The organism is Meiothermus cerbereus DSM 11376 (assembly GCF_000620065.1).
Lineage (GTDB): Bacteria > Deinococcota > Deinococci > Deinococcales > Thermaceae > Meiothermus > Meiothermus cerbereus.
This window is the reverse complement of the sequence record NZ_JHVI01000004.1, coordinates 81,145-103,009: the sequence shown is the minus strand read 5'-3', so window position 1 is coordinate 103,009 and position 21,865 is coordinate 81,145. Positions and strand designations below refer to the sequence as shown.

The 21,865-nt window shown below is 60.0% G+C and carries 24 protein-coding genes; 15 read left to right on the top strand and 9 right to left on the bottom strand.

The features are described 5' to 3' along the window. Positions 1-89: 89 nt before the first annotated feature. On the bottom strand, positions 90-644 hold the full coding sequence (locus tag Q355_RS0101805; protein ID WP_027876207.1) for a YqeG family HAD IIIA-type phosphatase: 555 nt from the start codon (positions 642-644) through the stop codon (positions 90-92). A 104-nt stretch (positions 645-748) separates the two neighbouring features. Beyond that, the gene (pgeF, locus tag Q355_RS0101800; protein ID WP_036258458.1) at positions 749-1,495 is read right to left on the bottom strand and encodes a peptidoglycan editing factor PgeF; all 747 of its coding nucleotides are present in this window, start codon (positions 1,493-1,495) and stop codon (positions 749-751) included. Positions 1,496-1,779: 284 nt separating this feature from the next. Here pgeF and Q355_RS0101795 point away from each other — a divergent pair, with 284 nt between their 5' ends. From Q355_RS0101795 to Q355_RS0101775, 5 genes are all read left to right on the top strand, one after another. Then, a complete protein-coding gene (locus tag Q355_RS0101795) occupies positions 1,780-2,943 on the top strand; it encodes a prepilin peptidase (RefSeq protein ID WP_027876205.1) in 1,164 nt (387 codons plus the stop codon). Positions 2,944-3,383: 440 nt separating this feature from the next. Beyond that, complete coding sequence (gene gap, locus Q355_RS0101790; protein ID WP_027876204.1) at positions 3,384-4,376, top strand: type I glyceraldehyde-3-phosphate dehydrogenase; 993 nt, start codon at positions 3,384-3,386, stop codon at positions 4,374-4,376. 58 nt (positions 4,377-4,434) lie between these two features. Continuing rightward, a complete protein-coding gene (locus Q355_RS0101785; RefSeq protein ID WP_027876203.1) occupies positions 4,435-5,622 on the top strand; it encodes a phosphoglycerate kinase in 1,188 nt (395 codons plus the stop codon). 3 nt (positions 5,623-5,625) lie between these two features. Further along, positions 5,626-6,081: a GNAT family N-acetyltransferase gene (locus tag Q355_RS0101780; protein ID WP_027876202.1), complete on the top strand. Its 456-nt coding sequence runs from the start codon at positions 5,626-5,628 to the stop codon at positions 6,079-6,081. Positions 6,082-6,127: 46 nt separating this feature from the next. Beyond that, entirely contained in the window at positions 6,128-7,081 is a 954-nt protein-coding gene (locus Q355_RS0101775) for a nitroreductase family protein (protein WP_027876201.1), read from the top strand. Here Q355_RS0101775 and Q355_RS0101770 read toward each other — a convergent pair. The 4 genes from Q355_RS0101770 to Q355_RS0101755 all read right to left on the bottom strand — a co-directional run bounded on the left by Q355_RS0101770 (position 7,071) and on the right by Q355_RS0101755 (position 9,314). Then, positions 7,071-7,442 (bottom strand): bleomycin resistance protein, encoded by a 372-nt coding sequence (locus Q355_RS0101770; protein WP_027876200.1) that lies wholly within the window; start codon positions 7,440-7,442, stop codon positions 7,071-7,073. The genes Q355_RS0101775 and Q355_RS0101770 overlap by 11 nt on opposite strands. 184 nt (positions 7,443-7,626) lie before the next feature. Next, on the bottom strand, positions 7,627-8,523 hold the full coding sequence (locus Q355_RS0101765; RefSeq protein ID WP_027876199.1) for a VOC family protein: 897 nt from the start codon (positions 8,521-8,523) through the stop codon (positions 7,627-7,629). Between the two features lie 65 nt (positions 8,524-8,588). Continuing rightward, on the bottom strand, positions 8,589-8,858 hold the full coding sequence (locus Q355_RS0101760) for an Lrp/AsnC ligand binding domain-containing protein (protein WP_245597452.1): 270 nt from the start codon (positions 8,856-8,858) through the stop codon (positions 8,589-8,591). Positions 8,859-9,017: 159 nt separating this feature from the next. Continuing rightward, on the bottom strand, positions 9,018-9,314 hold the full coding sequence (locus Q355_RS0101755) for a hypothetical protein (protein ID WP_027876197.1): 297 nt from the start codon (positions 9,312-9,314) through the stop codon (positions 9,018-9,020). Positions 9,315-9,422: 108 nt separating this feature from the next. Between Q355_RS0101755 and Q355_RS0101750 the strand changes: the two genes are divergently transcribed. The 7 genes from Q355_RS0101750 to folE2 all read left to right on the top strand — a co-directional run bounded on the left by Q355_RS0101750 (position 9,423) and on the right by folE2 (position 14,121). Further along, positions 9,423-9,815, top strand: coding sequence for a helix-turn-helix domain-containing protein (locus Q355_RS0101750; RefSeq protein WP_027876196.1), 393 nt, complete (start codon positions 9,423-9,425; stop codon positions 9,813-9,815). A 71-nt stretch (positions 9,816-9,886) separates the two neighbouring features. Next, positions 9,887-10,396 carry a DinB family protein gene (locus tag Q355_RS0101745; protein WP_027876195.1) on the top strand — a complete coding sequence of 170 codons (510 nt, stop codon included), beginning with the start codon at positions 9,887-9,889 and terminating at the stop codon, positions 10,394-10,396. A gap of 9 nt (positions 10,397-10,405) precedes the next feature. Then, the gene (locus tag Q355_RS0101740) at positions 10,406-10,873 is read left to right on the top strand and encodes a GyrI-like domain-containing protein (RefSeq protein ID WP_027876194.1); all 468 of its coding nucleotides are present in this window, start codon (positions 10,406-10,408) and stop codon (positions 10,871-10,873) included. Between the two features lie 12 nt (positions 10,874-10,885). Then, complete coding sequence (locus Q355_RS0101735; protein ID WP_027876193.1) at positions 10,886-11,611, top strand: ImmA/IrrE family metallo-endopeptidase; 726 nt, start codon at positions 10,886-10,888, stop codon at positions 11,609-11,611. Between the two features lie 88 nt (positions 11,612-11,699). Continuing rightward, positions 11,700-12,116 (top strand): NUDIX domain-containing protein, encoded by a 417-nt coding sequence (locus tag Q355_RS0101730; protein WP_027876192.1) that lies wholly within the window; start codon positions 11,700-11,702, stop codon positions 12,114-12,116. Next, positions 12,113-12,826: a bifunctional dihydropteridine reductase/dihydrofolate reductase TmpR gene (tmpR, locus tag Q355_RS0101725; RefSeq protein ID WP_027876191.1), complete on the top strand. Its 714-nt coding sequence runs from the start codon at positions 12,113-12,115 to the stop codon at positions 12,824-12,826. Before Q355_RS0101730 ends, tmpR begins: the two co-directional genes overlap by 4 nt. Before the next feature lie 263 nt (positions 12,827-13,089). Continuing rightward, positions 13,090-14,121 (top strand): GTP cyclohydrolase FolE2, encoded by a 1,032-nt coding sequence (gene folE2 / locus Q355_RS0101720; protein WP_245597451.1) that lies wholly within the window; start codon positions 13,090-13,092, stop codon positions 14,119-14,121. A 39-nt stretch (positions 14,122-14,160) separates the two neighbouring features. On the opposite strand, the gene sufU is transcribed toward folE2, so the two are convergent. Next, a complete protein-coding gene (gene sufU / locus Q355_RS0101715; protein ID WP_027876189.1) occupies positions 14,161-14,610 on the bottom strand; it encodes a Fe-S cluster assembly sulfur transfer protein SufU in 450 nt (149 codons plus the stop codon). A gap of 133 nt (positions 14,611-14,743) precedes the next feature. Here sufU and Q355_RS0101710 point away from each other — a divergent pair, with 133 nt between their 5' ends. Then, positions 14,744-16,534 carry an ABC transporter ATP-binding protein gene (locus Q355_RS0101710; protein ID WP_036258455.1) on the top strand — a complete coding sequence of 597 codons (1,791 nt, stop codon included), beginning with the start codon at positions 14,744-14,746 and terminating at the stop codon, positions 16,532-16,534. 201 nt (positions 16,535-16,735) lie between these two features. Here Q355_RS0101710 and Q355_RS0101705 read toward each other — a convergent pair whose 3' ends face one another. Together Q355_RS0101705 and Q355_RS0101700 are read right to left on the bottom strand one after the other, a co-directional pair. After that, positions 16,736-17,980 carry an aminotransferase class V-fold PLP-dependent enzyme gene (locus Q355_RS0101705; protein ID WP_084495997.1) on the bottom strand — a complete coding sequence of 415 codons (1,245 nt, stop codon included), beginning with the start codon at positions 17,978-17,980 and terminating at the stop codon, positions 16,736-16,738. Between the two features lie 42 nt (positions 17,981-18,022). Continuing rightward, positions 18,023-18,352, bottom strand: a complete 330-nt coding sequence (locus tag Q355_RS0101700; RefSeq protein ID WP_027876186.1) for a hypothetical protein — start codon at positions 18,350-18,352, stop codon at positions 18,023-18,025. 18 nt (positions 18,353-18,370) lie between these two features. Between Q355_RS0101700 and Q355_RS0101695 the strand changes: the two genes are divergently transcribed. After that, positions 18,371-19,549, top strand: coding sequence for an MFS transporter (locus Q355_RS0101695; protein WP_027876185.1), 1,179 nt, complete (start codon positions 18,371-18,373; stop codon positions 19,547-19,549). 44 nt (positions 19,550-19,593) lie between these two features. After that, positions 19,594-21,846: a S8 family serine peptidase gene (locus Q355_RS15230; protein WP_051529261.1), complete on the top strand. Its 2,253-nt coding sequence runs from the start codon at positions 19,594-19,596 to the stop codon at positions 21,844-21,846. The last annotated feature ends 19 nt before the right edge of the window (positions 21,847-21,865 follow it).

The window sequence follows — 21,865 nt, the reverse complement described above, 5'->3', positions numbered from 1 at the left end:
AATGCCAGAGCCAGTAATGGAATGCCATTTAATGAACAAGATCATCGGGTTATTTACCAGGCTAACATAAGGCATCGCTTCGCTTCCTCCTAGTCTTTGCTTATTGTGGAGTTTTGGCAGAAATCTTTTGGGTCAAATTCCTCATTGGCTCCTGGGGCGCATCTGAAGTTGGGGTTCTGTAGCACCCAGCGCTCAAGTTTTCGCACCAGTCGGGTATACCCCAGCTCGTTTTGCGAAAGCGGGGGAACCAGCACGGTATACATCCCAGCCAGATTTCCTCCCAGCACATCGGCAAAAAGCTGATCACCCACCACGACCACCTGGCGGGGCGGCAGGCCCAGCCGCCTCAGGGCCTTGCGAAATCCAAACCAGGGCTTTCCTGCCGGGCCAAAACCTGGAATTCCCAGCTTTTCACACCAATAACGCACCCGCCAGGGGCTGGCATTGGAGACGAGCATTACCGGAATACCGGCATTCTTAAGGCTTTGCAGCCATGTCAGCAAGCCCTCGGGCGCCTCGCCGTAGGTCTTATAGGGCACCAGGGTGTTATCCAGGTCGAGCAGCACCGCCTTCAAACCCCGCTCCTGAAGCCACGCAGGGGTAATTTGAGTAACCGAGTTGAGCTGGGCCCCAGGCTTAAGCACAGCTTTAGTGTAACGAAAACTTTTGTAAGACTGAAGAACAAAGCCCACTCAATCAAATGGCTTTTTAAGTGCAAAAAATCCGCTGGGGGCCAGCACCCTTTCTCCTACTGGCTCGGCAGCATAATCAAAGCCCACATCCGCCCAGTCTGACCCCTATCGCGCCGGTGGGAAAAGAAAAGCGGGTCGGCATAGGTACAGCGTCCTAGCGCCCAGTAGTGCTGCGGACAAATGCCAGCCCTCTGGGCCTGGGTACGTATGGCTCGCTCGAGGTCGAGCCGGTATCTGCCGGAGTGCTCTGGGTCGGGCCAGGCAAAGGCCAGGTCTTGACGCTCGAACTGCTCGAGCACTTCCGGCCCCACCTGAAAGTTGGGGCCGCTAATACCAGGGCCCACCGCCACACGGATGTCATCTGGGCTCGAGCCGTACCGGGCTTGCATCAGCTCAAGAGCCCGCGGCAATATGCCCAAAACCACCCCACGCCAACCTGCGTGAAGCGCCCCCACCACCCCCCGCAGCGGATCGTGTAACAGAATAGGGTAGCAATCGGCCACAGTAACCCGCAGCAGCAACCCTGGCGTGGATGTGAGCACCCCATCGCCCTCCCGTTCTCCGGCTGTCTCAACCACATGCACCTGATTGCCATGCACTTGACTTAATCCCACCACGGGCGGGTTGCCAAAAGCCGCCAGCACCCGCCGGCGGTTTTCCAGTACGCAATCGGGTCTATCAGCCGTGGAAATGCCCAGGTTGAGGCTATCGAAAGGTGCAGGTGAGACCCCACCCTCACGGGTGGTAAAGCCGTGCGGCACTTGCAACAATGGGCTCTTGAGCATCAAAACGGGTTGATTCATATAAGAAGCGTTCTATCTATGCGGGGGGCCCCCAGCACAAAGATTCAGGTAAAGGCCCAGAAAAACAGAGCCGGTACCTGCCTTCTTCCCACTCAGCCGGGTCATGCAGGCCAGCCACTGCTCTAACCTTACCGTGCAAACCCCTGGTTTGCCACTATGCACTGCTGCGGGTAAGCAAACCCCTTCCCTGCTCCGGCGCATCTTTTGGCATAGTGGCGCTGCTGGGTGGATTGGAACCATACACATCACAAGCCATCCAGTGCCCCTCCTCTTACAATAGCGGGGTGGAGCTATTACCCCTGTCCCTCCTTGTGGTTTTTGCCCTCCTGCTCGGAAGCCTGATTGGTTCGTTTCTGAATGTCGTGATTTATCGGGTTCCAGCAGGCATATCGGTGGTGTGGCCCCGCTCCCGCTGCCCCCACTGTGGGCATGTGCTCTCCCCCCTCGAGCTGGTGCCGATTGTTTCGTGGGTAGTACAGGGGGGCAGGTGCAAAAACTGCAAACGCCCCATCCCGCTGCGCTATCCGGCCGTGGAGGGCCTGACGGCAGTTCTTTTTGGCGTGGCTGCTCTACTGCGTCCTGTTTTTCCCGAGCTGGTCTTTATATGGGCCTTTATCGCCTTGTTGATTGCGCTAGCGTTTATTGATATCGACACCAAAACCCTGCCCAACTCGCTCAACTATGGGGGAATTTTCCTGGGTTTGCTGGGGGCTGGCTTCCTGGGTTTCCCCCAAAACTTCCAAGCAGCAGTAGACGGCGGCTTGATGGGGGCTGGTTTGGTGGCCCTATTTGCGGGCTATGGCGGGTGGCTATACAACCGCTTCAAAGATGGCCCCCGCGAAGGCCCGTTTGGCGTGCATCAGGTGCATCTAGCGGCTATGGTGGGTGCCCTGGGTGGAATGTTGGGCACAGTAGGAGGCACCTGGCTGGGGGGATTGGGCATCGTGGTGGGGTTGCTCAATGCCTCGCTCAATGCCCGCACAGGCAAGGTATTTGCCCTACACGACAGCCTGACCCTCGGCCTTGGGGCACTTGCTCCCATTGTGGCCTGGCTGCTGGGCCTATCGCCACTGGAAAGCCTGCGAGGAATGCTGGTCAGCGCCGGTGGTATGGCCTTAGCTGGAATGCTGTACTGGTGGCTTCGCAACCCATCCGACAAGGTTGAACCCGCACCCGCTGAGGAAAACCTCGAGGGCTACGTGAGCGTTATGGGATATGGCGACGTAGTGCTGGCGGGGTTTTTGGGAGTTTGGCTGGGCTTTAGCAGTCTGATGGTGGCAGTTTTTATCGCCGTATTTGCTGGAGCTATTATTGGCTCAATCCTGCGGCGGTTTGGCGGCGACAACCAAATTCCTTTTGGGCCTTACCTGGCAATAGGTGGGCTGGTTGCTTTCTTCTACGGAAAAGCAATCGTGCAGTGGTATTTGGGTTACATCGGTCTGGCCTAAGGTGCAGCCTGTCATACCGGATTCAAAAAGATAATCTTCAAACAAAAAGCGCTAAGAGGCTATCTTTTTGAATCCTAGAGCACTCCCTTCGGTCGGGTTAGTTCGTCACCGTTCGGTGACGAACTAACCGAATCTGGTATCACACCCAGACCTGCCTTTCAGGCGATATTTACCTATAGCACATATAGGCCTCAACCCTGCTATCCTAAAACACACTGCCATCAATAGCCATGTGCAAAGCCAGGCATTCAAACAGGGGCAGGCAAAATAGGCATTTGTGCTGATAAAGCCTTGCACGATAGAAGTCAGCAGGACACCTGTCTCCGTCCAATGTGTGCCAAAGAAGGTATCCTTGTGCTTGGGCGTCTCTTAATGGAGGCGTTATAGTATCCAGCAGAACGCGGAGGCTATCCGGCGTTTAACCCCAACAGGAGGACTATATGAAAGTAGGCATCAACGGTTTTGGGCGCATTGGCCGCCAGGTGTTCCGGATTCTGCAGGAGCGCGGGGTGGAAGTGGTGGGCATCAACGACCTGTCGGACAATTCCATTTTGGCGCACCTCTTCAAGTACGACTCCAACTACGGCCGCTTCCCCGGAACCGTCAGCTACGATGAGCACAACATCACCGTCAACGGCAAGACCATCCGGGTCTACGAGGAAAAAGACCCGGCCAACCTACCCTGGGGTGAGATTGGGGCCGATATCGTCATCGAGTCCACCGGGCGCTTTACCAAGCTCGAGGCCGCCGAAGCCCACCTCAAGGCCGGCGCCAAGAAAGTGATTATCAGCGCCCCCGGCAAAGGCGATATGCTCACGGTGGTGATGGGGGTTAACGAACACATGTACGACCCCGCCCGGCACCACATCATCTCCAACGCCAGCTGCACCACCAACGGCCTGGCTCCGGTAGCCAAGGTGCTCAACGATAACTTTGGCATCGAAAAGGGCATCCTGACCACCGTGCACGCCTACACCGCCAGCCAAAGCCTGGTGGACGCAGTAAAGGACGACCCCCGCGATGCCCGCGCGGCAGCCCTCAACATCGTGCCCAGCGAGACCGGCGCAGCTAAAGCGGTGGGACTGGTGATACCTGAGCTAAAGGGCAAATTCGGCGGGATGGCCTTCCGCGTGCCCACCAGCACGGTCTCGGTGGTGGACTTTACCGCTGTTCTGAACAAAGAAGCCAGCAAAGAAGAGATCAACGCCGCCATGAAGAGAGCTGCCGAAGGCCCCATGAAGGGCATCCTGGCCTACACCGAGGAACCCCTGGTCAGCAGCGACCTCAAGGGCGACCCCCACTCCTCCATCTTTAGCGCCCTCGACACCCTGGTGGTGGGCAACCTGGTCAAGGTAGTGAGCTGGTACGACAACGAGTGGGGCTATAGCTGCCGCGTGGCCGACCTGGCCGAGTACATCGGTAAGAGGCTGTGATACCCCTCACCCCCGCCCCTCTCCCAAGTAGGAGGGGGGTGTTTGCCCAGGAGGTAATATGCGAACACTAAAGGACTTCCATGCGGCCGGTAAGCGCGTACTGGTGCGGGTGGATTTCAACGTGCCTATCAAAGAGGGGCAGGTCAAAGACGAGACCAGGGTGGCAGCGGCCATCCCGACGCTAAAACACCTATTGGAGCAGGGCGCGACATTGGTGCTGCTCTCGCACCTGGGGCGGCCCAAGGGCGGCTACGAAGAGGCCAGCAGCCTTGCCCCCGTGGCCCCAGTACTGGAAAAACACCTGGGCAAGCCGGTCATTTTTATTGGGGGGTCGCCCGAGCTGACCCCTGCCAGCGATGCGACCCTCGAGCGCGTCAAAGCTGCCCCGTCTGGATCGGTAATTCTGCTGGACAACGTGCGCTTTGAGCCGGGTGAAGAGAAGAACGATCCAGCCCTGGCACAAAAGTTTGCCCGGCTGGGCGATGCCTTTGTGCTCGACGCTTTCGGTTCGGCCCACCGGGCCCATGCCTCGGTAACCGGCGTGGCCCAGTTTTTGCCCAGCTACGCAGGCTTCCTGATGGAAAAGGAGGTTGAAAGCATCGGCAGGGTGCTGCACAACCCCGAAAAGCCCTACTGGGTGGTGCTGGGCGGGGCCAAGGTCTCGGACAAGATTGGGGTGATCGAGAACCTGCTGCCCAAAGTGACCGGCATGGTGATCGGCGGGGCCATGGCCTTCACCTTTATCAAGGCCCAGGGGGGGCAGGTGGGTAAGAGCCTGGTGGAGGACGACAAGCTGGATCTGGCCCGCAACCCGCTCAAAAAAGCCGCCGACCTGGGGGTAAAACTGCTGCTACCCACCGATGTGGTGGCCGCGCAGAAAATCGAGGCGGGGGCCCCTACCCGCATCATGCCCGCAAACGCCATCGAGGATGACTGGATGGGGCTGGACATTGGGCCTGAGAGCGCTAATGCTTTTGCCCAAGCTCTTCAAGGCGCCAAGACTGTGTTGTGGAACGGGCCCATGGGCGTTTTTGAAATTGACGACTTTGCCAGGGGCACCCTGGCGGTGGGCGAGGCCATTGCCCGGCTGGAAGGGGCCTTTACCGTAATTGGCGGGGGCGACTCGGTGGCCGCCGCCAACAAGCTGGGCATGGCCGAGCGGTTCAGCCACGTGTCCACCGGCGGGGGGGCCAGCCTCGAGCTCTTGGAACTCGGTACCCTCCCCGGTATAGAAGCGCTAAGCTAGGACATGCACCTACGCATCCAGTCCGAGCGGCCCGACAGCGCTGTGGCCAGCGCCCTGATCGCAGAGCTGGATGCAGTCCTGAAACCCCACTACCCCCCACAAAGCCGCCACGGCTACAGCGTAGAAAAGCTCATCCAGCAGAAGGTTGCCTTCTTTGTGGCATACCTCGAGGAGCAGGCGGTAGGGTGTGGTGGGGTGCAGCTTTTTGGCAGCGAATACGCTGAAATCAAGCGCATGTACGTGCGCCCGGAATTTCGCGGCCGGGGTGTGGGGAAACGACTGCTGGCCCATCTGGAAGCCTACGCCCTCGAGCGCGGCATCCCGCTGCTTCGCCTCGAGACCGGGGTGTTCCAGACCGAAGCCATCGGCCTGTATCAAAGTTTCGGCTTTCAGCGCATCCCCCCCTTTGGCCCCTACTTTGAAGACCCCTTGAGCATCTGCATGGAAAAGAAGCTGTAAGAGCAGCACCACAGTTAAACCCACCTTCAGACGATAGGCTAGACCCGTGAACGACCTTTTCACGCTTTACCAACACCGCGCCAGCGTGCGTAAGTTCAAACCCGAGCCCTTGCGCGAAGGCGACCTGGACAAAATTCTCTTTGCCGCCCAGCGGGCTCCCACCGACGCCACTGCCCAGATGTACAGCCTGCTGCGCATCAGCGACCCCGAGCTAAGGCGCAAGGTAAGCAGCCACTCCGGCACCAACCCCCACATCGAGACCTGCGCCGAGTTCTTTTTGATTCTGGCCGACGTCTACCGCCTGCGCCGGCTGGTCGAGCACCGCGGCGGGGTGTTTGGGCACTGGCCCCGCACCGCGCTGCACTTTGCCATTACCGATGCCGTGCTGGCCGGGAGTGCCCTGGCCACCATGGCCGAAAGCCTGGGCTACGGCATCGTGTGGATTGGGGGGGTGCTGAACGGCATAAGGGAAATTAAGGCGCTGTGTGGGCTGCCGCAGGGGGTTGTGCCGGTGGCCGGGCTGTGTGTGGGCGTGCCCGACGAAACCCCCGCCCCCCGCCCACGCCTGCCCCGCGAGCTGGTGGTGCACGAAAACCAGTACCACGACTATAGCCCGGAAGCCCTCGAGCAGGCCTACGCCGCGATGGCCCCCATCACCAGGAGCGGCGACTGGTACAGGGTGTTGGAACGCTACTTTGCCCAGGACGGCACCATGGAAGAGCGCGAGCCCGCCTACGAGTGCCTCACCGCACAGCAGGGCTTCGAGCCCGATCTACCGCCCGAACTGCTCGAGGCGCTGCAAGAAAAGGGCCTCGAGGTGGGCTCACTGGGCCAGCTCATCGAAGCCACCTTCGCCCAGGGCTTCCGCAGCTTGCAGTTTCACAGCAAAGGCTACGTCTGGATTGAAAAAGAACCTGAAGCCTACCGGGGCGAGGGCAAACCCGGCGAAGCCCTCGGCAAGGCTTTGCTCGAGGCCCCCAAAGAGCGGGTTATCCCGTAAGCTCCTGGTAGACCCGAATGGCCACACCTGAAGGGTCGAGGAGGGTAAACTCGCGCGTATTCCAGGGTTTGTTTTCCAGTTTGCCGTTGGGGTGCACGATGCCCGCCGCCTCGCAGGCCACATAGAGCAAATCTACCTCGTCTACCTCGAGCCGAAAAGCATAGTTGCGGGGGATTTCCGCATTGGGCTCGAGGTAGAAGTGCAGCCGCAGCCCATCCCGGCTCAGGCCGCCATACTCGATGGGGTTCTCGCCCCAGGTAAAGGGGTCCTGGAAGCCCAGATAGGTCTGATAGAACCGCAACGACTCCTGCACGTCGCGGCTGGGTACGACTGGGATACACGCCAGCATCTTCACCTGCATAGGCTACCTCAAATGGGGGATGATTAGCAGATCGTCCTGGTTTGCCAAAAGGATCTATAAACCGCTCACAAGAAAGGTTCTTGATTCGTTCATTCTGCTGGGCCACCACCTGAAGTGCCGTCAAGCGCTGCACTTACATCCAGTTGGTTTTGACCCAACCAGAAAGCTTCAGGTGAGGTTCACATCAAGCATAGGCCCTTTGCAGCTCGGCCAGCTCGAGCTTCTTCATCTGCAGCACCACCTGGTTGACCCGGTTTACCCGTTCCGGGTCGGGGTCTTGCAGCATGCGCTCTAAGGCTCTTGGCACAATTTGCCAGCTCAGACCGTATTTGTCTTTGAGCCAGCCGCACTGTTCTGCTTCCGGCACCGCCGAGAGCTGGGTCCAGTAATGGTCTATCTCGGCCTGGGAGTCGCAGTAAACCATGAACGAGATGGCTTCGTTGAAGGCAAAGTTGTGCGGCTGGGCGCTGTCCATCGCAGCAAACCACTGGCCTTCCAGCATAAAATCGCTATACATCAGGGTTCCCTCTCGTTCGGGCTCCATGCCCGCCGGATAGCGCATGGCTGTTCCCCGCCGCGCATTGGCAAACACCGACACGTAGAAGTCCTGAGCCTCCTCGGCCCTGCCACACACCTCACCCACAAACAGCAGTGCAGGGGTGATGAAAGGGCGCGCCTCACCGCTGGGATCGGAGAGGATGAGCTGCCAGGAAAGCCCGTACCGGTCTTGCAGCCAGCCGAAGAGGGGGGCAAAGGGGTATGGGGCCAGTGGCATCAGCACGCTGCCCCCTGGCAGGAGCTGGTTCCACAGGGCCTCGAGGTCTTGGCGGGTACGCCCCTGGGAAGGGTCGAAGTTAAGGATAAACGAGGTGGAGGGATTAAACTTGAACAACGGCCCCGCGCTGATGGCCATAAAGGGCTGGCCCGCCAGCTCAAACGAGACCAGGTCGCAGTCGCCCGAGGGCGTATCACGCAGGACAACCGAGCTATTTATTTTGGAATCTGGAATTACACTGCAATAGAAAGCGGCGGCTTCTTTGGCTTCTTTATCGAACCATAGGTTGGGTACGATGGTGGGCATTTTGCATCTCCTTGCACATCGCACAAGCCTGGCAGCCTGTTGCGAGGTCAGATTGGGTCGGCTTTTCAGGCCGCCAGCTTTACCGAAATCTTCTTGACCCCTGGGGTAGACTGCACCTCGGTCAGAAGGGTTTGCAGCGCTTCGAAGTTGTGCCGCTCCACCACCAGCACCGCCTCGGAAGCCCCCAGCAAGGCATCGGCCTTAACCACTCCTGGCAGGCGGCTCAGGGCCCGCACAATGCGCTTGGGTTGGGCGCACGAAACGAACACATAAGCAGATACACGACAGATATTCTCCACCACCGAAACCTGGGCTTGCTGGGCGAGTTGCATCATGCGGGCCTCCTGTACAACTTTTGGAACGGCAGGGCCAATCCCCACGGTTTCCTCGAGTAAGCTTTGGTGCCGATGCCTGGCTTCTACTTCCCACAAAAAGGTAAAAAACATGATCACCCCACGGGCTCAGCAGATTCTGCTTCCTGCAAAAGTTGCCCGCTAGCTTGCAAGAGGAAAGGATTCTCGTTCGGGCTGGCTAAAGCGATTAAACAGTCGGGACAGGCGGCCCTCGGGGTAGTAGGTCATGCGGTATTGGATGGTGGCCTCGAGCCAGGCTTTAGCCAGGGGCTGAGCCGTGGGGCGAAGCAGGGGAATCTTGGCGCGCAGCTCGTTTTCCAGGGCCCACAAACCAATCTGGCCCTTGCGGTTGTCCAGTTCAATAAGGACATTAAGCACTTCGCTGGGGTGTACCGCACCACGCCCCACGGACTTCCAAACAATTTCGCTGATATTCATACGTTCGCCTCCCGTTATGATACTAGCATAATCTATCTGCATAACGCAATACCTTTAGGGGGACATTACGTCTTGACCGTATAAAACTTTTATGCTACCGTCAGAAACATGACACTAGCCGAACGTCTACGCGAACTGCGCACCCAACAGGGCTGGCGCCTGAAAGATTTATCCCTGAAAAGTGGGCTTTCCGTGCCCTACCTGTCCGACCTCGAGCGGGGCCGTACCAACCCTTCCCTCGACACCCTGCAAACCCTGGCCAACTCCTACAACGTCTCGGTCAACGACCTGCTGGCCCCGGTAGACTTCTACGGTGAGCGCACCGAAGCCTCGTTGCCGAAGGGACTGGCCGAACTCATCGCCGACCCACAGCTCGGGGCAGAAATTACACCCGAGTGGCAGCGCACCCTGGCCCGCATCGAGCTGCGGGGCAAGCGTCCGGAGTCCAAGCGCGACTGGTACGAAATTTTCCTGCATCTCAAGCGGGTGCTGGAAGGCTAGCCGAAAGCTCTGAGCCGAAAGCCGATGGCAAAAAAAGGTGCTGTCGGCTTTTTTTGTTTATGGAGTGGTTTATGGATGCGTTCACCAAGAATATTATCTGGTCGCAGTTTGGCGCGAGCATTGACGCGCTCGAGCAGGCCGTGCAGATGTATCCGGATGAACTATGGGGCGACCCCGCCAAGCTATCCGAGGCCTGGCACGAACCCTGGTATATGACCTATCACACCCTCTTCTGGCTCGAGTTTTACCTACACGGGTCGAAGGAAGGTTTCATGCCCAAAGAGCCGTACGGTCTCTCAGAGTTCGACCCTGCCGGGGTGCTGCCCGACCGCATCTACAGCAAGGCCGAGATGCTGGCATACCTCCACCACTGCCGCCAGAAGTGCAATAGCACCATCGAATCCCTGACCGACCAGGGTGCCCGCCGGGTCTGCAAGTTCGGCTGGGGCGAGATGAGCTTTGCCGAGTTGCTGCTCTACAACATGCGCCACGTCCAGCACCACACCGCACAGCTCAACCTGATCTTGCGGTCCCGGATAGACAACGCACCACCCTGGGTGTTCAGGGCCAAAGCTTCATAAGATGATGCCATGGACAAACCCATTCGCACCTCCGAATCCGGCTTTTTTGTGGCGGGTTACGAGGTTCGCACCAGCCTGGCCCTGGAGCAAAACCCCCAGACCGCCCGGATTCCCCCGCTCTGGAGCAAAATCGAAAGCGGGGAGCTCGAGCTGCAGATACCAAAGCGCCTGGCAAAGGGAAAGCCCTTTGTGGTCTACCACAGCTACGAAAGCGAGCAGGGCCCTTTCTCGGTGCTGCTGGGCTACCAGGTTCTGGGACAGGACGACGTTCCACCTGGCCTGAGCGGGCTCAACGTGCCAGGGGGCCGGTACTTGATGTTTACCGTGCTGGGTTCCAGGCCAGAATTGGTCAGGCAAGCCTGGCAGCAAATCCGGGCCTATTTCCAGCAGCCCAGCGCCCCGACAAGGGCCTATACTTTCGATTACGAAGTGTACGAAAACACCCAGCGGGTTTCGATTTTTGTGGCCATAAAGTAGCCTGACGGGAGGATGTCCATAGACCTCAGAACCAAGGTCATCGAACTGGCCCAGGACTACCGCAAGGCCCACGCCCCCCTCACGCCCGAGCGTTTGGCCGCGGGCATCGGTGCGAGCCTCTCCTACGGCAAGCTGCCAGTGGGCCGGTTTGGGGCGCTGGTACCGGGGCAGAATCATATTCTGATTGACCAAGACTCGCCCCCCCGTCGCCAGCGTTTTACCCTGGCGCACGAGGTAATGCACGTCTTGATTCAACAGGACGACGACCTACTCTCCGACCTGCACGAAACCTACCAAGGCCAGGAGCTGGAAAGAGAGCTCGAGGCCCTGTGCAACCTGGGGGCCGCCGAGATGCTGCTTCCCGGTCAGGTAGTAGAAGCCGCCATGGCCAAAAAAGGCCAGAGCCCTAAACTGGTGCCCGAACTGTCCGAGCTGCACCAGGTCTCGGAGGAGGTGGTCATCATCGCCTTGGCCGAGCGCGGCCCCGTGCCCTCCATCGTGCTCATGGCCGGTAGCCGACCCCTGCGGGTCTATTTCAGCGCCAAGCATCCGCGTATTTTCGACCGGGTGAGCCGTGGCACAGGCTTCCGTCGAGATGACCCATTAGTGGTGGCCTTCGAAACCGGCCTGCCGCAAAAAAGCAAAACCGCTTTGCCCAACCATAGGGTGCTGTATGGCCTCGAGGCCTACCCCAAAGGGGGGCGGGTGTATGCGGTCTATAAGGAGTTGCAGAACTAGCCGCACATTCGGCCCCCACCCCTTCCGGGCTGGCATGTTAACCTTTAGCACCTTCTCTTTGGCCCTGCTCACGTAGCCTGAAACCTGTATGCAACACACATACCCTATCCCCACCGTGGGCGCCCTGGTACAGGGGCCGTCGGGCCGGGTACTGATAGTCAAAACCACCAAGTGGCAGGGCTTGTGGGGCGTGCCAGGAGGCAAGATTGAGTGGGGCGAGCCCCTGGAAAAGGCATTAAGGCGAGAGTTCCGGGAAGAAGTGGGCCTCGAGCTCTTCAACATCCGCCACGCCCTGTTGCTGGAAGGGGTGTTCGACCCAGAGTTTCACAAACCCATGCACTTTTTGTTCGTCAACTACTTCGCCCAGTCTTCCAGCGAGGAAGTCCAGCCCAACGAAGAAATTGTGGAGTGGGCCTGGGTTCGCCCAGAGGAGGCACTAAGGTATCCCCTGAACCGCATCACCCGCGCCCTGATGGAGGCGTACATGCGCCAGGGGGCCACATGAACAAAGTGGCCCTGGTGACCGGCTCGGCCAGGGGGATTGGGCGGGCCATCGTGCTGGCGCTGGCCCAGAGGGGCTTTGATGTGGCCGTGCACTACCACACCAGCGCCCTCGAGGCCGAACAAACCCGTCAGGAAGCCGAGCAGCATGGGGTTCAGGCCATCAAGGTAAAAGCCGACGTGACGCAGGAGCACGAAGCCCGGGCACTCATCGCTGCGGTGGTCGAGCAGCTTGGGGGCCTGCAGGTACTGGTTAACAACGTGGGCGACTACCTAAAAAAACCCATTGACGAGGTCTCCCCCAAAGAATGGCGCCGGATAATCGATTCCAACCTCAATGCGCCCTTTTACCTAACCCAGGCTGCCCTCCCCTACCTGAGCCAGAGCGGCTATGGGCGGGTGGTTAACATCGGGTTCGCCGGGGCGCAGAACCTGCTGGCCCGCCCGGATATTACGCCCTATGTTATCGCTAAAACCGGCCTGGTGATCTACAGCAAGTCGCTGGCCCAGCGCCTCGCGCCCAAAGGCGTAACGGTAAACGTGGTCTCACCGGGAGTAGCCGAAAACTCCGTCTCCAAGCCCCTAGACAAGATTCCCATGGGTCGCTTGGCCAGTCTGGAGGAGCTGGCTCGAGCGGTTCTGTTTTTTGTGGAAGAAAATAGCGGCTACCTCACCGGTCAGGTTGTGGAGGTTGCGGGCGGATGGAATCTCTAGCACGGAAATCTAAAACCCTCCCACAGGAGGGGATTTTACTATTGTGGTTCGCGCCCCATCATACACACCCCAGGAAAAACAAGTGTCTAGGTTACGTTCAGTTTATGTATAAGGTGGCATGCTATAGCCATGCAGTTGTTCTAGACTGACATTGGTTCCTGAACCGGGATGAAGGGAAGTGGTTCAGGGTCTACTCAAGAGGTTCCCTTCGCTTGAAACACGCGTCAGACTGCTCGAGGTTGCTGACGAAAAAGGAGATACCCTTGCTTAGCTACGACGATAAGCAAATCCTCGATACTCCCCCATCCAAACTCGACCAAAACGGCGGCAAAAAAGCCTACCTGTTTCGCAATACCGACGGTGCGGAACCCATCATCACTCGCCATTACGACCATCAATTTCAGCCCGACCCCGCCTACAAAGCCAGCCTGCCCGACATGACCGAGACGGTGGACTCGGTCGAAGGGGCCAACGTTCCTATTCAGCAGGTAGGCATCTCGGGCTTCCGGCTGCCGCTCAGGTTTGCTACTCCTGGAGGTGAAGCCCTGACCCTCGAGGCCCGCGTTACCGGTACGGTTTCCCTCCAGGCCAACCTCAAGGGCATCAACATGAGCCGGATTATCCGCACCTTTTATGCCCACAAAGACGCGGTTTTCAGCCTGGATACCCTGGCCCAGGTAGTAGAAGACTACCGCCGCGAGCTGGGCAGCCTGACCGCCCGGGTTAAGGTAGCCTTCAACTACCCCATGCTGGTATCGGCCCTGCGCTCGGGCCTGGAAGGCTACCAGTACTACAGCGGCAGCTACGAGGCCGCCATCGAAGCAGACGGAACGTTAAGGCGCTATGTAGAGCTGGACTTCGTCTACTCCTCGGCCTGCCCCTGCTCCGCCGAGCTGGCCGAGCACGCCCGCGACACCCGCGGGGTGTATGCCATTCCCCACAGCCAGCGCTCCAAGGCCCGCATCAAGGTGGAGGTGGCCCCCGATACCTCACTGCACCTGGAAGACCTGATTCAGCACGCCCGCGAAGCCCTCAAGACCGAGACCCAAGTCATGGTCAAACGTGAGGACGAACAGGCCTTTGCCGAGTTGAACGGGGCCTACGTTAAGTTTGTGGAGGATGCCGCCCGGCTGCTTTACGAGCAGCTCGAGGCCGACAGGCGAATCCACGACTTCCAGGTGGCCTGCTCGCACCTCGAGAGCCTGCACTCCCACGATGCGGTCTCGGTGATCGCCAAAGGCGTACCCGGCGGTTTTCGCGCCGATTTCAACGACTTCAGCACCTTGCTTGGTTAGAAACGAACCTCAGCAAAAGCCCAGGCTGATCAGCCTGGGCTATGCGTTTGGCGCTCGAGACACCGCACCCGCTTGATGGGCCGCTTGTTCTAGGGCATTCCAGGCCAGGGTAGCGCACTTAACCCGTGCTGCCAGTTTGTGTACACCCGACAAAGCCGCCAGATCGCCCAGCTCGGGTACGGGTGGGGTGCCGTCCACAATCATGGATTTGAACTTGCTCTTTAGCTCGAGGGCCTCGGCCCAGGTCTTGCCCTTGACCAGGTCGGTCATCAGCGAAGCCGAAGCCTGCGAGATGGCACAGCCCTGCCCCCTAAAGCGCAGGTTGGCTATGTGCTCACCATCGGTCTCTACCTGCAACTCAATCTGATCGCCACAGGAAGGGTTGTCACCCATCACCCGCACGTTGGCCGTCTCCAGCGGCCCATAGTTGTGCGGCGACTTGTAGTGGCGCAGGATGATCTCTTTGTACAGCTCATCCAAAAGGCTCATGGGATTCATTGTAAGGCCCCCCCAACGGGGCATTCAGTAAACTAAAGGGGCCTTGGCATCTATCGCAGCGTAGAGCTCCATTCAAACCTAACCCACACTATCCGCTCCTTTCCCCCAGCAGACTAATCCAGATATGCGACCCACATCACAAACCCCTCCATCCGCATCGGCATCGCGGCGCGATTTTCGTCAGCTGAGCCGCCTGCTGGCCTACACCCGCCCCTACCGGCTGGGCTTGTTGCTGGCGGGAATCTCGAGCCTGATCTCCACCGGCTTTTTTCTGGCTTTCCCGCAGCTCGTGAGCCGGATGCTCGATACCTCGATTTTCGAGCAGGGTAACCTGGCCCAGATTGACCGCTACACCCTCTTGCTGGTGCTGGTTTTTGCCGGCCAGGCCGTGTTTTCTGGCCTGCAAAACTACCTCTTTGCCCGCTCGGGCGAAGGGGTGGTGGCCGACCTGCGCCGCCACCTGTTTAGCCACCTGCTCTCGCTCTCCCCTCGCTTTTTTGAGAACCATAAAACCGGCGACATCACCAGCCGGCTCACCTCCGATGTCGCCACCGTGCAAGGGGTGGTTTCGACTGCCCTGGTGCAGCTTTTTACCACCCCGCTGATGTTTGCCGCCACCCTGACCATCTTGTTCTGGACCAACTGGAAGCTCTCGAGCTTCATCCTGGCAGTGGTTCCTGTGGTCATCCTGGTGGCCATCGTGCTGGGGCGCATGATCCGGCGGCTCAGCAAGGCCTATCAGGACAAAGTGGCCGAGGCCAACGCCCGCGCCGAAGAGTCCATAAGCGGCATTCGGGTGGTGCAGTCCTTTACGGCAGAGAAGCTCGAGGCCGAGCGCTACAGCCAGCTCATCGGTGAGTCATACCGCACTGCTTTGCGGCGGGCGCTGGTTTCTTCGGGGCTCAGCGGGGTGGTGTTTTTTACCATCTTCAGCGCCTTGGGGCTCATCTTCTGGTATGGCGGGCGGTTGGTCTCGTTGGGCGAGATTACCCCAGGGCAGCTGGTTTCTTTCATCCTGTATGCCTTCAACGTGGCCGCCAGTGTGGGCACGCTGGCCGGCATCTGGAGCCAGGTACAAAGCGCATTGGGTGCCAGCAGCCGGATTTTTGAGCTGCTGGATACCCCTTCCGACTTGAAAGAACCCGAAAACCCCTACCCCCTGGTGGCGGTGCGGGGCGAGGTACGGCTGGAAGACGTCCACTTTGCTTACGATGAGCGCGGCGCGATCCTGCGCGGGGTCAACCTGACCGCCCTTCCCGGCCAGGTGGTGGCCTTGGTGGGCCCCAGCGGTGCTGGTAAAAGCACCCTGATTGCCCTGATTCCACGCTTTTACGATGTAACCAGAGGCCGCATTACCCTGGACGGAGTGGACATCCGCCAGCTACGGCTGGTAGACCTGCGGCGCCAGATTGCCCTGGTACCCCAGGAAACCTTGCTCTTTTCGGGTTCCATCGAGGAAAACATCCGCTACGGCAACCCCCTGGCCAGCCAGGCCGAGGTCATCGAGGCCGCCAAGGCTGCCAACGCCCACGAGTTCATCAGCGCCTTTCCCCAGGGCTACCAAACCCTGGTGGGCGAGCGCGGAGTCAAGCTCTCGGGTGGGCAACGCCAGCGCATCGCCATTGCTCGAGCCTTGCTCAAAAACCCCCGGATTTTGATTCTGGACGAAGCCACCAGCTCGCTCGACTCGGAGTCGGAGGCGCTGGTGCAAGAAGCCCTGGATAAACTCATGCAAGGCCGCACCACTTTTGTCATTGCCCATCGGCTCTCCACCGTGCGCAACGCCGACCAGATTGTGGTTCTGGACAAAGGGCAGATCGTCCAGCAGGGCACCCACGAGGAGCTCCTGGCCCAAGGGGGGCTTTACCGCGATCTCTATGAGTTGCAGTTCCGCGAGGAAGCCCCCATCACCTGAGGGCGACGCGTTGGCAGGGATAATTTTCAGATGGGTTCTGCTTTTGGGGCCAGGCCCCAAGCATTAACGGGGAGGTTTGTATTCCCTCGGATTTGACCGGACGCCACGGGTGGGTTTTATCGTTGCAAATTCGAGTACACTACACGATTATTGCGCCCCTGCCACAAACACCGTACTGGGTATTCGGGGGAACCCAGAACATCACAACCAGTCTTTGAAAAAGTCCCGCACTTTCTTGAGGGCCTCGATAAAGCGATCGACGTCTTCGGGAGTGGTGTAGACGTAAAAACTGGCCCGCACCGTGGCCGGAACGCCAAGCTTGCGGTGCAGGGGTTGGGCGCAGTGGTGTCCGGCCCGCACCGCGATACCATACTGGTCGAGGGCGGTGGCTACGTCGTGGGCATGGATACCGCCCAGCACAAAGGGGATCACCCCGCCCCGGTCGGGACCACGGGGGCCAAAGGTACGCACCTCCGGCAGTTCCTCGTCCAGGCGCTTCAGGGCGTAGGCGGCCAGCTCGAGCTCGTGTTGCCATACCCTGTCCATGCCCAGGCCTTCCAGGTATTCCACGGCCTTGGACAGCCCAATCGCCTCGGCCACCGCCGGGGTTCCGGCCTCGAAGCGCTGGGGGGGCTGAGCATAGGTGGAGCGGTCGACAAACACCTCACGGATCATGCTGCCACCCCCCAAGAAGGGGGCCAGGGTTTCCAGCACCTCGTAGCGCCCCCAGAGCACCCCGATACCGGTAGGCCCCAGCATCTTGTGCCCGGAAAATGCGTAGAAATCAGCTCCTAAAGCCCGCACATCTATGGGCATGTGCGGCGCCGACTGGGCCCCGTCCACCACCACCAAAGCGCCCATAGCCCTGGCCGCCTGGGCAATCTGTGCCACCGGGTTGACCGTACCCAGCACATTGGAGACGTGCATCACGCTCACCAGCTTGACCCTATCGGAGAGCAGCGAGTCCAGGGCCTCGAGCTCCAAGCGGCCATCCGGCCCCAGCGGAATGGCCTTGATTTTGGCCCCAGTGCGTTCACAAACCAGGTGCCAGGGCACCAGGTTGGCGTGGTGCTCCATCTCGGTCAGGAGAATTTCGTCATCGGGCCCCAGGTTGTGCAGGCCCCAGGCATAGGCCACCAGGTTGAGGGCCTCGGTGGTGTTGCGCACGAAGATAATCTCGTGCTCGTCGGCCCCAATGAAGCGGGCCAGGGTGCGACGAGCCCGCTCGTAGGCCTCGCTGGCTTGTACCGAAAGGGTGTAGGCCCCCCGGTGCACGCTGGCATTGAGTTCGCGGTAGTAGCGGGATACCGCCTCGATGACCACCTCGGGCTTCTGGCTGGTGGCCGCCGAGTTGAGGTAGACCAGATCGGGGTGGTGCAACAAAAGCGGGAAGTCCTGGCGAATGGCTTGGGATGTAACGATGGCCATGCACTCAGGGTAGCCCATTTGGGGCCGGTTGTTTAGGGCAGAGGGTTCATTTTGACCCCGCTAACCCAGTGCCAGCCAGGCCCAGACCCCCAGGGCGAACAGGGCCGCCAGGCCCAACACCACCCGGAAGACCTGCACCAGATAGCTGGCCCCAAAAAAGAGCAAGGCCCCCACCCCCGCCATCCAGGCCCCCGCGACCGAAAGATGGCGGGCCACTCCGTCCAGAAAGCCCGGAAGATCGAGCCGGATACGCAGGAGGTTTTTCTCCAGGGTGGGGTCGAGGGTCTGGTTGGCCAGGGTGAAAGCCAGCCAGGCCAAAAGGGACCCCAGCACCACCAAAAGGCCGCCCAGGAGCTCGAGCCATAGCGTAGAAGTCGAATTGGCTTTCATAGGGGTAGGATACTGGACATGTCGGCGGCCTCACGGGTTTTCATAATTCTGCTTCTGGCCTACTTTCTCTCCTACTTTTTCCGTGCTACCAACGCGGTTATCTCGCCCGATCTAAGGCGCGACCTGGGCCTTACTTCGGCCGAGCTGGGCCTGATGACCAGCCTCTTTTACCTGACCTTTGCCATCGCCCAGTTGCCCCTGGGCGCCCTCTTAGACCGCTTTGGCCCGCGCTTCGTACACCCGGCCCTCATGCTGTTGGGGGCTATAGGGGCCCTCATCTTCGCCTCGGCGCAGGACTTCTTCACCCTTTCGCTGGGGCGAGCGCTCCTGGGCATCGGCTTTGCAGCGGCACTGATGGGCGCTTTGAAGGCTTTTTCGCTGTGGTTTCCGGCCCACCGCTACGCCAGCGTCAGCAGCCTGTATGTGGCCCTAGGCGCCTCCGGGGCCATCGCGGCCTCGAGCCCCCTGGCCTGGCTTAAAGAACAAATAGGCTGGCGGACGGTTTTCGAGTGGGGCGCGCTGGTGATTGTGTTGGTGGCGCTGGTGGTGGCGCTGGGGGTACGCAACGCCCCCACGGGCATGGCGCTACCCCGCAATGCCCAGGGCGGCAACGCCGCTTTGATCTGGCAGAGCAGCCTCTTCTGGCGCATGGGCTGGCTCAACTTCATGTTGGGGGGTGGGTTTCTGGCCTGGCAGACCCTGTGGGGCGGCGACTTTTTGTTCAAGGTGCGGGGTATGGGGAGCCTCGAGGTCGGCAGCATCCTCTTCACCTTCTCGCTGGCCGCTCTGCTGGGCTTTTTGCTGTGCGGCCCCCTGGCCGACCGCTGGGGCCTGCCGCGGGTGTTGCTCACGGCCAGCATCGCCTTCACCCTGGGGCCCTTGCTGCTGGCCCTGTGGCCTCAGATGCCGCTTTTGGGTATCTACATAACCTACGCACTGATGGGCTTTACCGGCGCATTTAACATCCTGAGCCTGGCCCAGGCCCGCCTGACCTTCCCCACCGAGCTAACCGGGCGTGCCGTCACGGCCATCAACTTTATGGGTTTTATGGGGGTGTTCTTGCTCCAGTGGGGCATAGGGGTGGTGCTGGGGCTCGGCAACTACAGCACGGCCTTGCTCATCTGGTCGGCGCTCATCGCGCTGGCCATTGGGGGATACCTGCCGCTGGCCCTGCAAGCAAACAAAAGGTCTCTTTAATTTGCTTTCACAGCCCCTGAACACAGGGCAGCTATGCTAGCGCTATGTTCAGAATCCGATTACTCTGGGTATTGACCCTCGCCTTGCTCGCAGCCTGCAACAATCCGCCTGCACCTGCGGTTTCCGTCTCCGTCACCCCGTCCGGCCCTATCGCCTTGCTCACCGGACAGAGCCTTCAACTGAGTTCTCAGGTTCGCAACAGTTCCAACACTGCCGTCACCTGGAGGAGCAGCAACTCTGCTGTTGTGACCGTGAGCGACACGGGCCTGGTGGCTGCTGTAGGTGAAGGTAATGCCACCGTAACCGCCACCAGCCAGGCCGATAGCAGCAAAAGCGCTTCGGTGAGTTTTAACGTGAGTGCTCCACCCCCCACGGGAAGCGGCAGCATCAGCGGTACGGTGAGCATTGCCGCCCCTGCCGGCACTCAAGCGGCTCGCTTTGTGGCGGGTGAAATTATCGTTCGTTTCAAATCCGGGGTTAGCCTGCAATCGGTCGAAACCCTCTCGGTGGGGGGTGTGGCCCTCCAGCGACTGCGTCCGTTGAGCCTAGCCAATACCCATCTGTACCGAGCCAACCTCGATGCCAGCGACACACTCTCAGCCGTAACCGCATTGCTATCCAGAAGTGACGTGGAATATGCCGAGCCCAACTATATATTGGAGCCCTTCCTCACCCCCAACGACCCTCGCTATGGCGAACAGTGGCACTACGCCGCCATCAACCTGCCCCAGGCCTGGGATGGCGAGACCGGCAGCAATTCGGTTCGAGTAGCCGTTATTGATAGCGGTATTTTTTCAGCCCACACCGACCTTGCCGGCAAGCTGCTACTCGGCTACGACTTTGTGAGCGACAGCAGTGTCTCCGGCGATGGCGATGGGCGGGACCCCAACCCCGAGGACACCGGCCTCAACAGCGATTTCCACGGAACCCACGTAACCGGAACCGTAGGCGCGGCCACCAACAACAGTACCGGCGTGGCCGGGGTCAGTTGGGGGGCCCGACTGGTTCCGATCCGCGCCTTGAGCAGCGAGGGGGGAACCCTGGCCGACGTGGCCGATGCCCTGCGCTGGGCTGCAGGCCTCAGTGTGGCCGGTGTTCCCAGCAACGCCAATCCAGCCGACATCATCAATATGTCGCTGGGCGGGCAGGTGGCCTGCGCCCCTTCGTCCACCATGCAAGCTGCCATCAACGACGTGGCGGCTGCGGGCAAAATTATGGTCGTGGCGGCGGGCAACTCCAATGCGGACGCCAGCACCTTTACGCCGGCGGGTTGCAGCGGGGTCATCACCGTGGGCGCTACCGACCGGAGTGGAAACCGGGCTTTTTACTCCAACTACGGAACCCGCATTGATGTGATGGCACCGGGTGGCGATACCCGCAATAACCCCTCCAATGGCGTTCTGAGTACCATCAACAGCAACAATTATGGCTTCAAGCAAGGCACCTCGATGGCCGCTCCGCATGTGGCGGGTGTGCTGGCTTTGATGAAAAGCCGTAAGCCCAGCCTGACCCCCGGCGAAGCTCTGACCATCCTCAAGCAAACCGCTTGGCCACTGAGCGCCGCTCAGTGCAATCGCAGCAGCGGCAACGATTGCGGTGCGGGCCTAATTGACGCGAAAGCCGCCCTGGATCGCTTGAGCGCCCCGCCCGCCCCTGCTCTGAGCCTGACTGCGGCCCCCACCAGCCTTAGCCTGAACCCTGGGGGCAACGCCACCGTCAATATCGGTGTGAACCGCAGTAACTTCAGCGGCCCCGTAACCCTCACCCTCAGCGGGCAACCCAGCGGGGTAACGGGTTCTTTCAGTCCCAACCCCACCACTGCGAACAGCGCCCTCAGCCTGAGCGTGGGCAGCGGGGTCGGCCCCGGAAGCTACACCCTGGTGATTGGCGGCAGCGGCAGCGGAACCAGCGCAGAAACCCGCATCACTTTGACTGTGACCCAGCCCCAGACCCCACCCCCACCCACGGCCTCGCTCAACGGAACCCTTCTGACCTTGTTTGGCGTATCGGGCGACACCATTCTGTGTGCAGAGGAGATCACCATTACACAAAATGTCCTTTCCTCGCCGTTCAACTTCAGCAACCTGCCCGCGGATCGTCAGTACAAACTGCAGGGTTGGAAGGATGTGAATGGCAATGGCAACACCGATGCGGGGGATTTATTCGCCTGGTACACCGAATCGGGCAATGTTGCGTTCCTCAACGTAGGCCGCAGTGGGTTGCAACTCAGGCTCGAGCCCTATGTATCGCCCCAGCCCCTGCTACGCCCTGCTCAAATCTTCCCACCCTGCCGGTAAAGCCCGCGGAGAGCTGCCT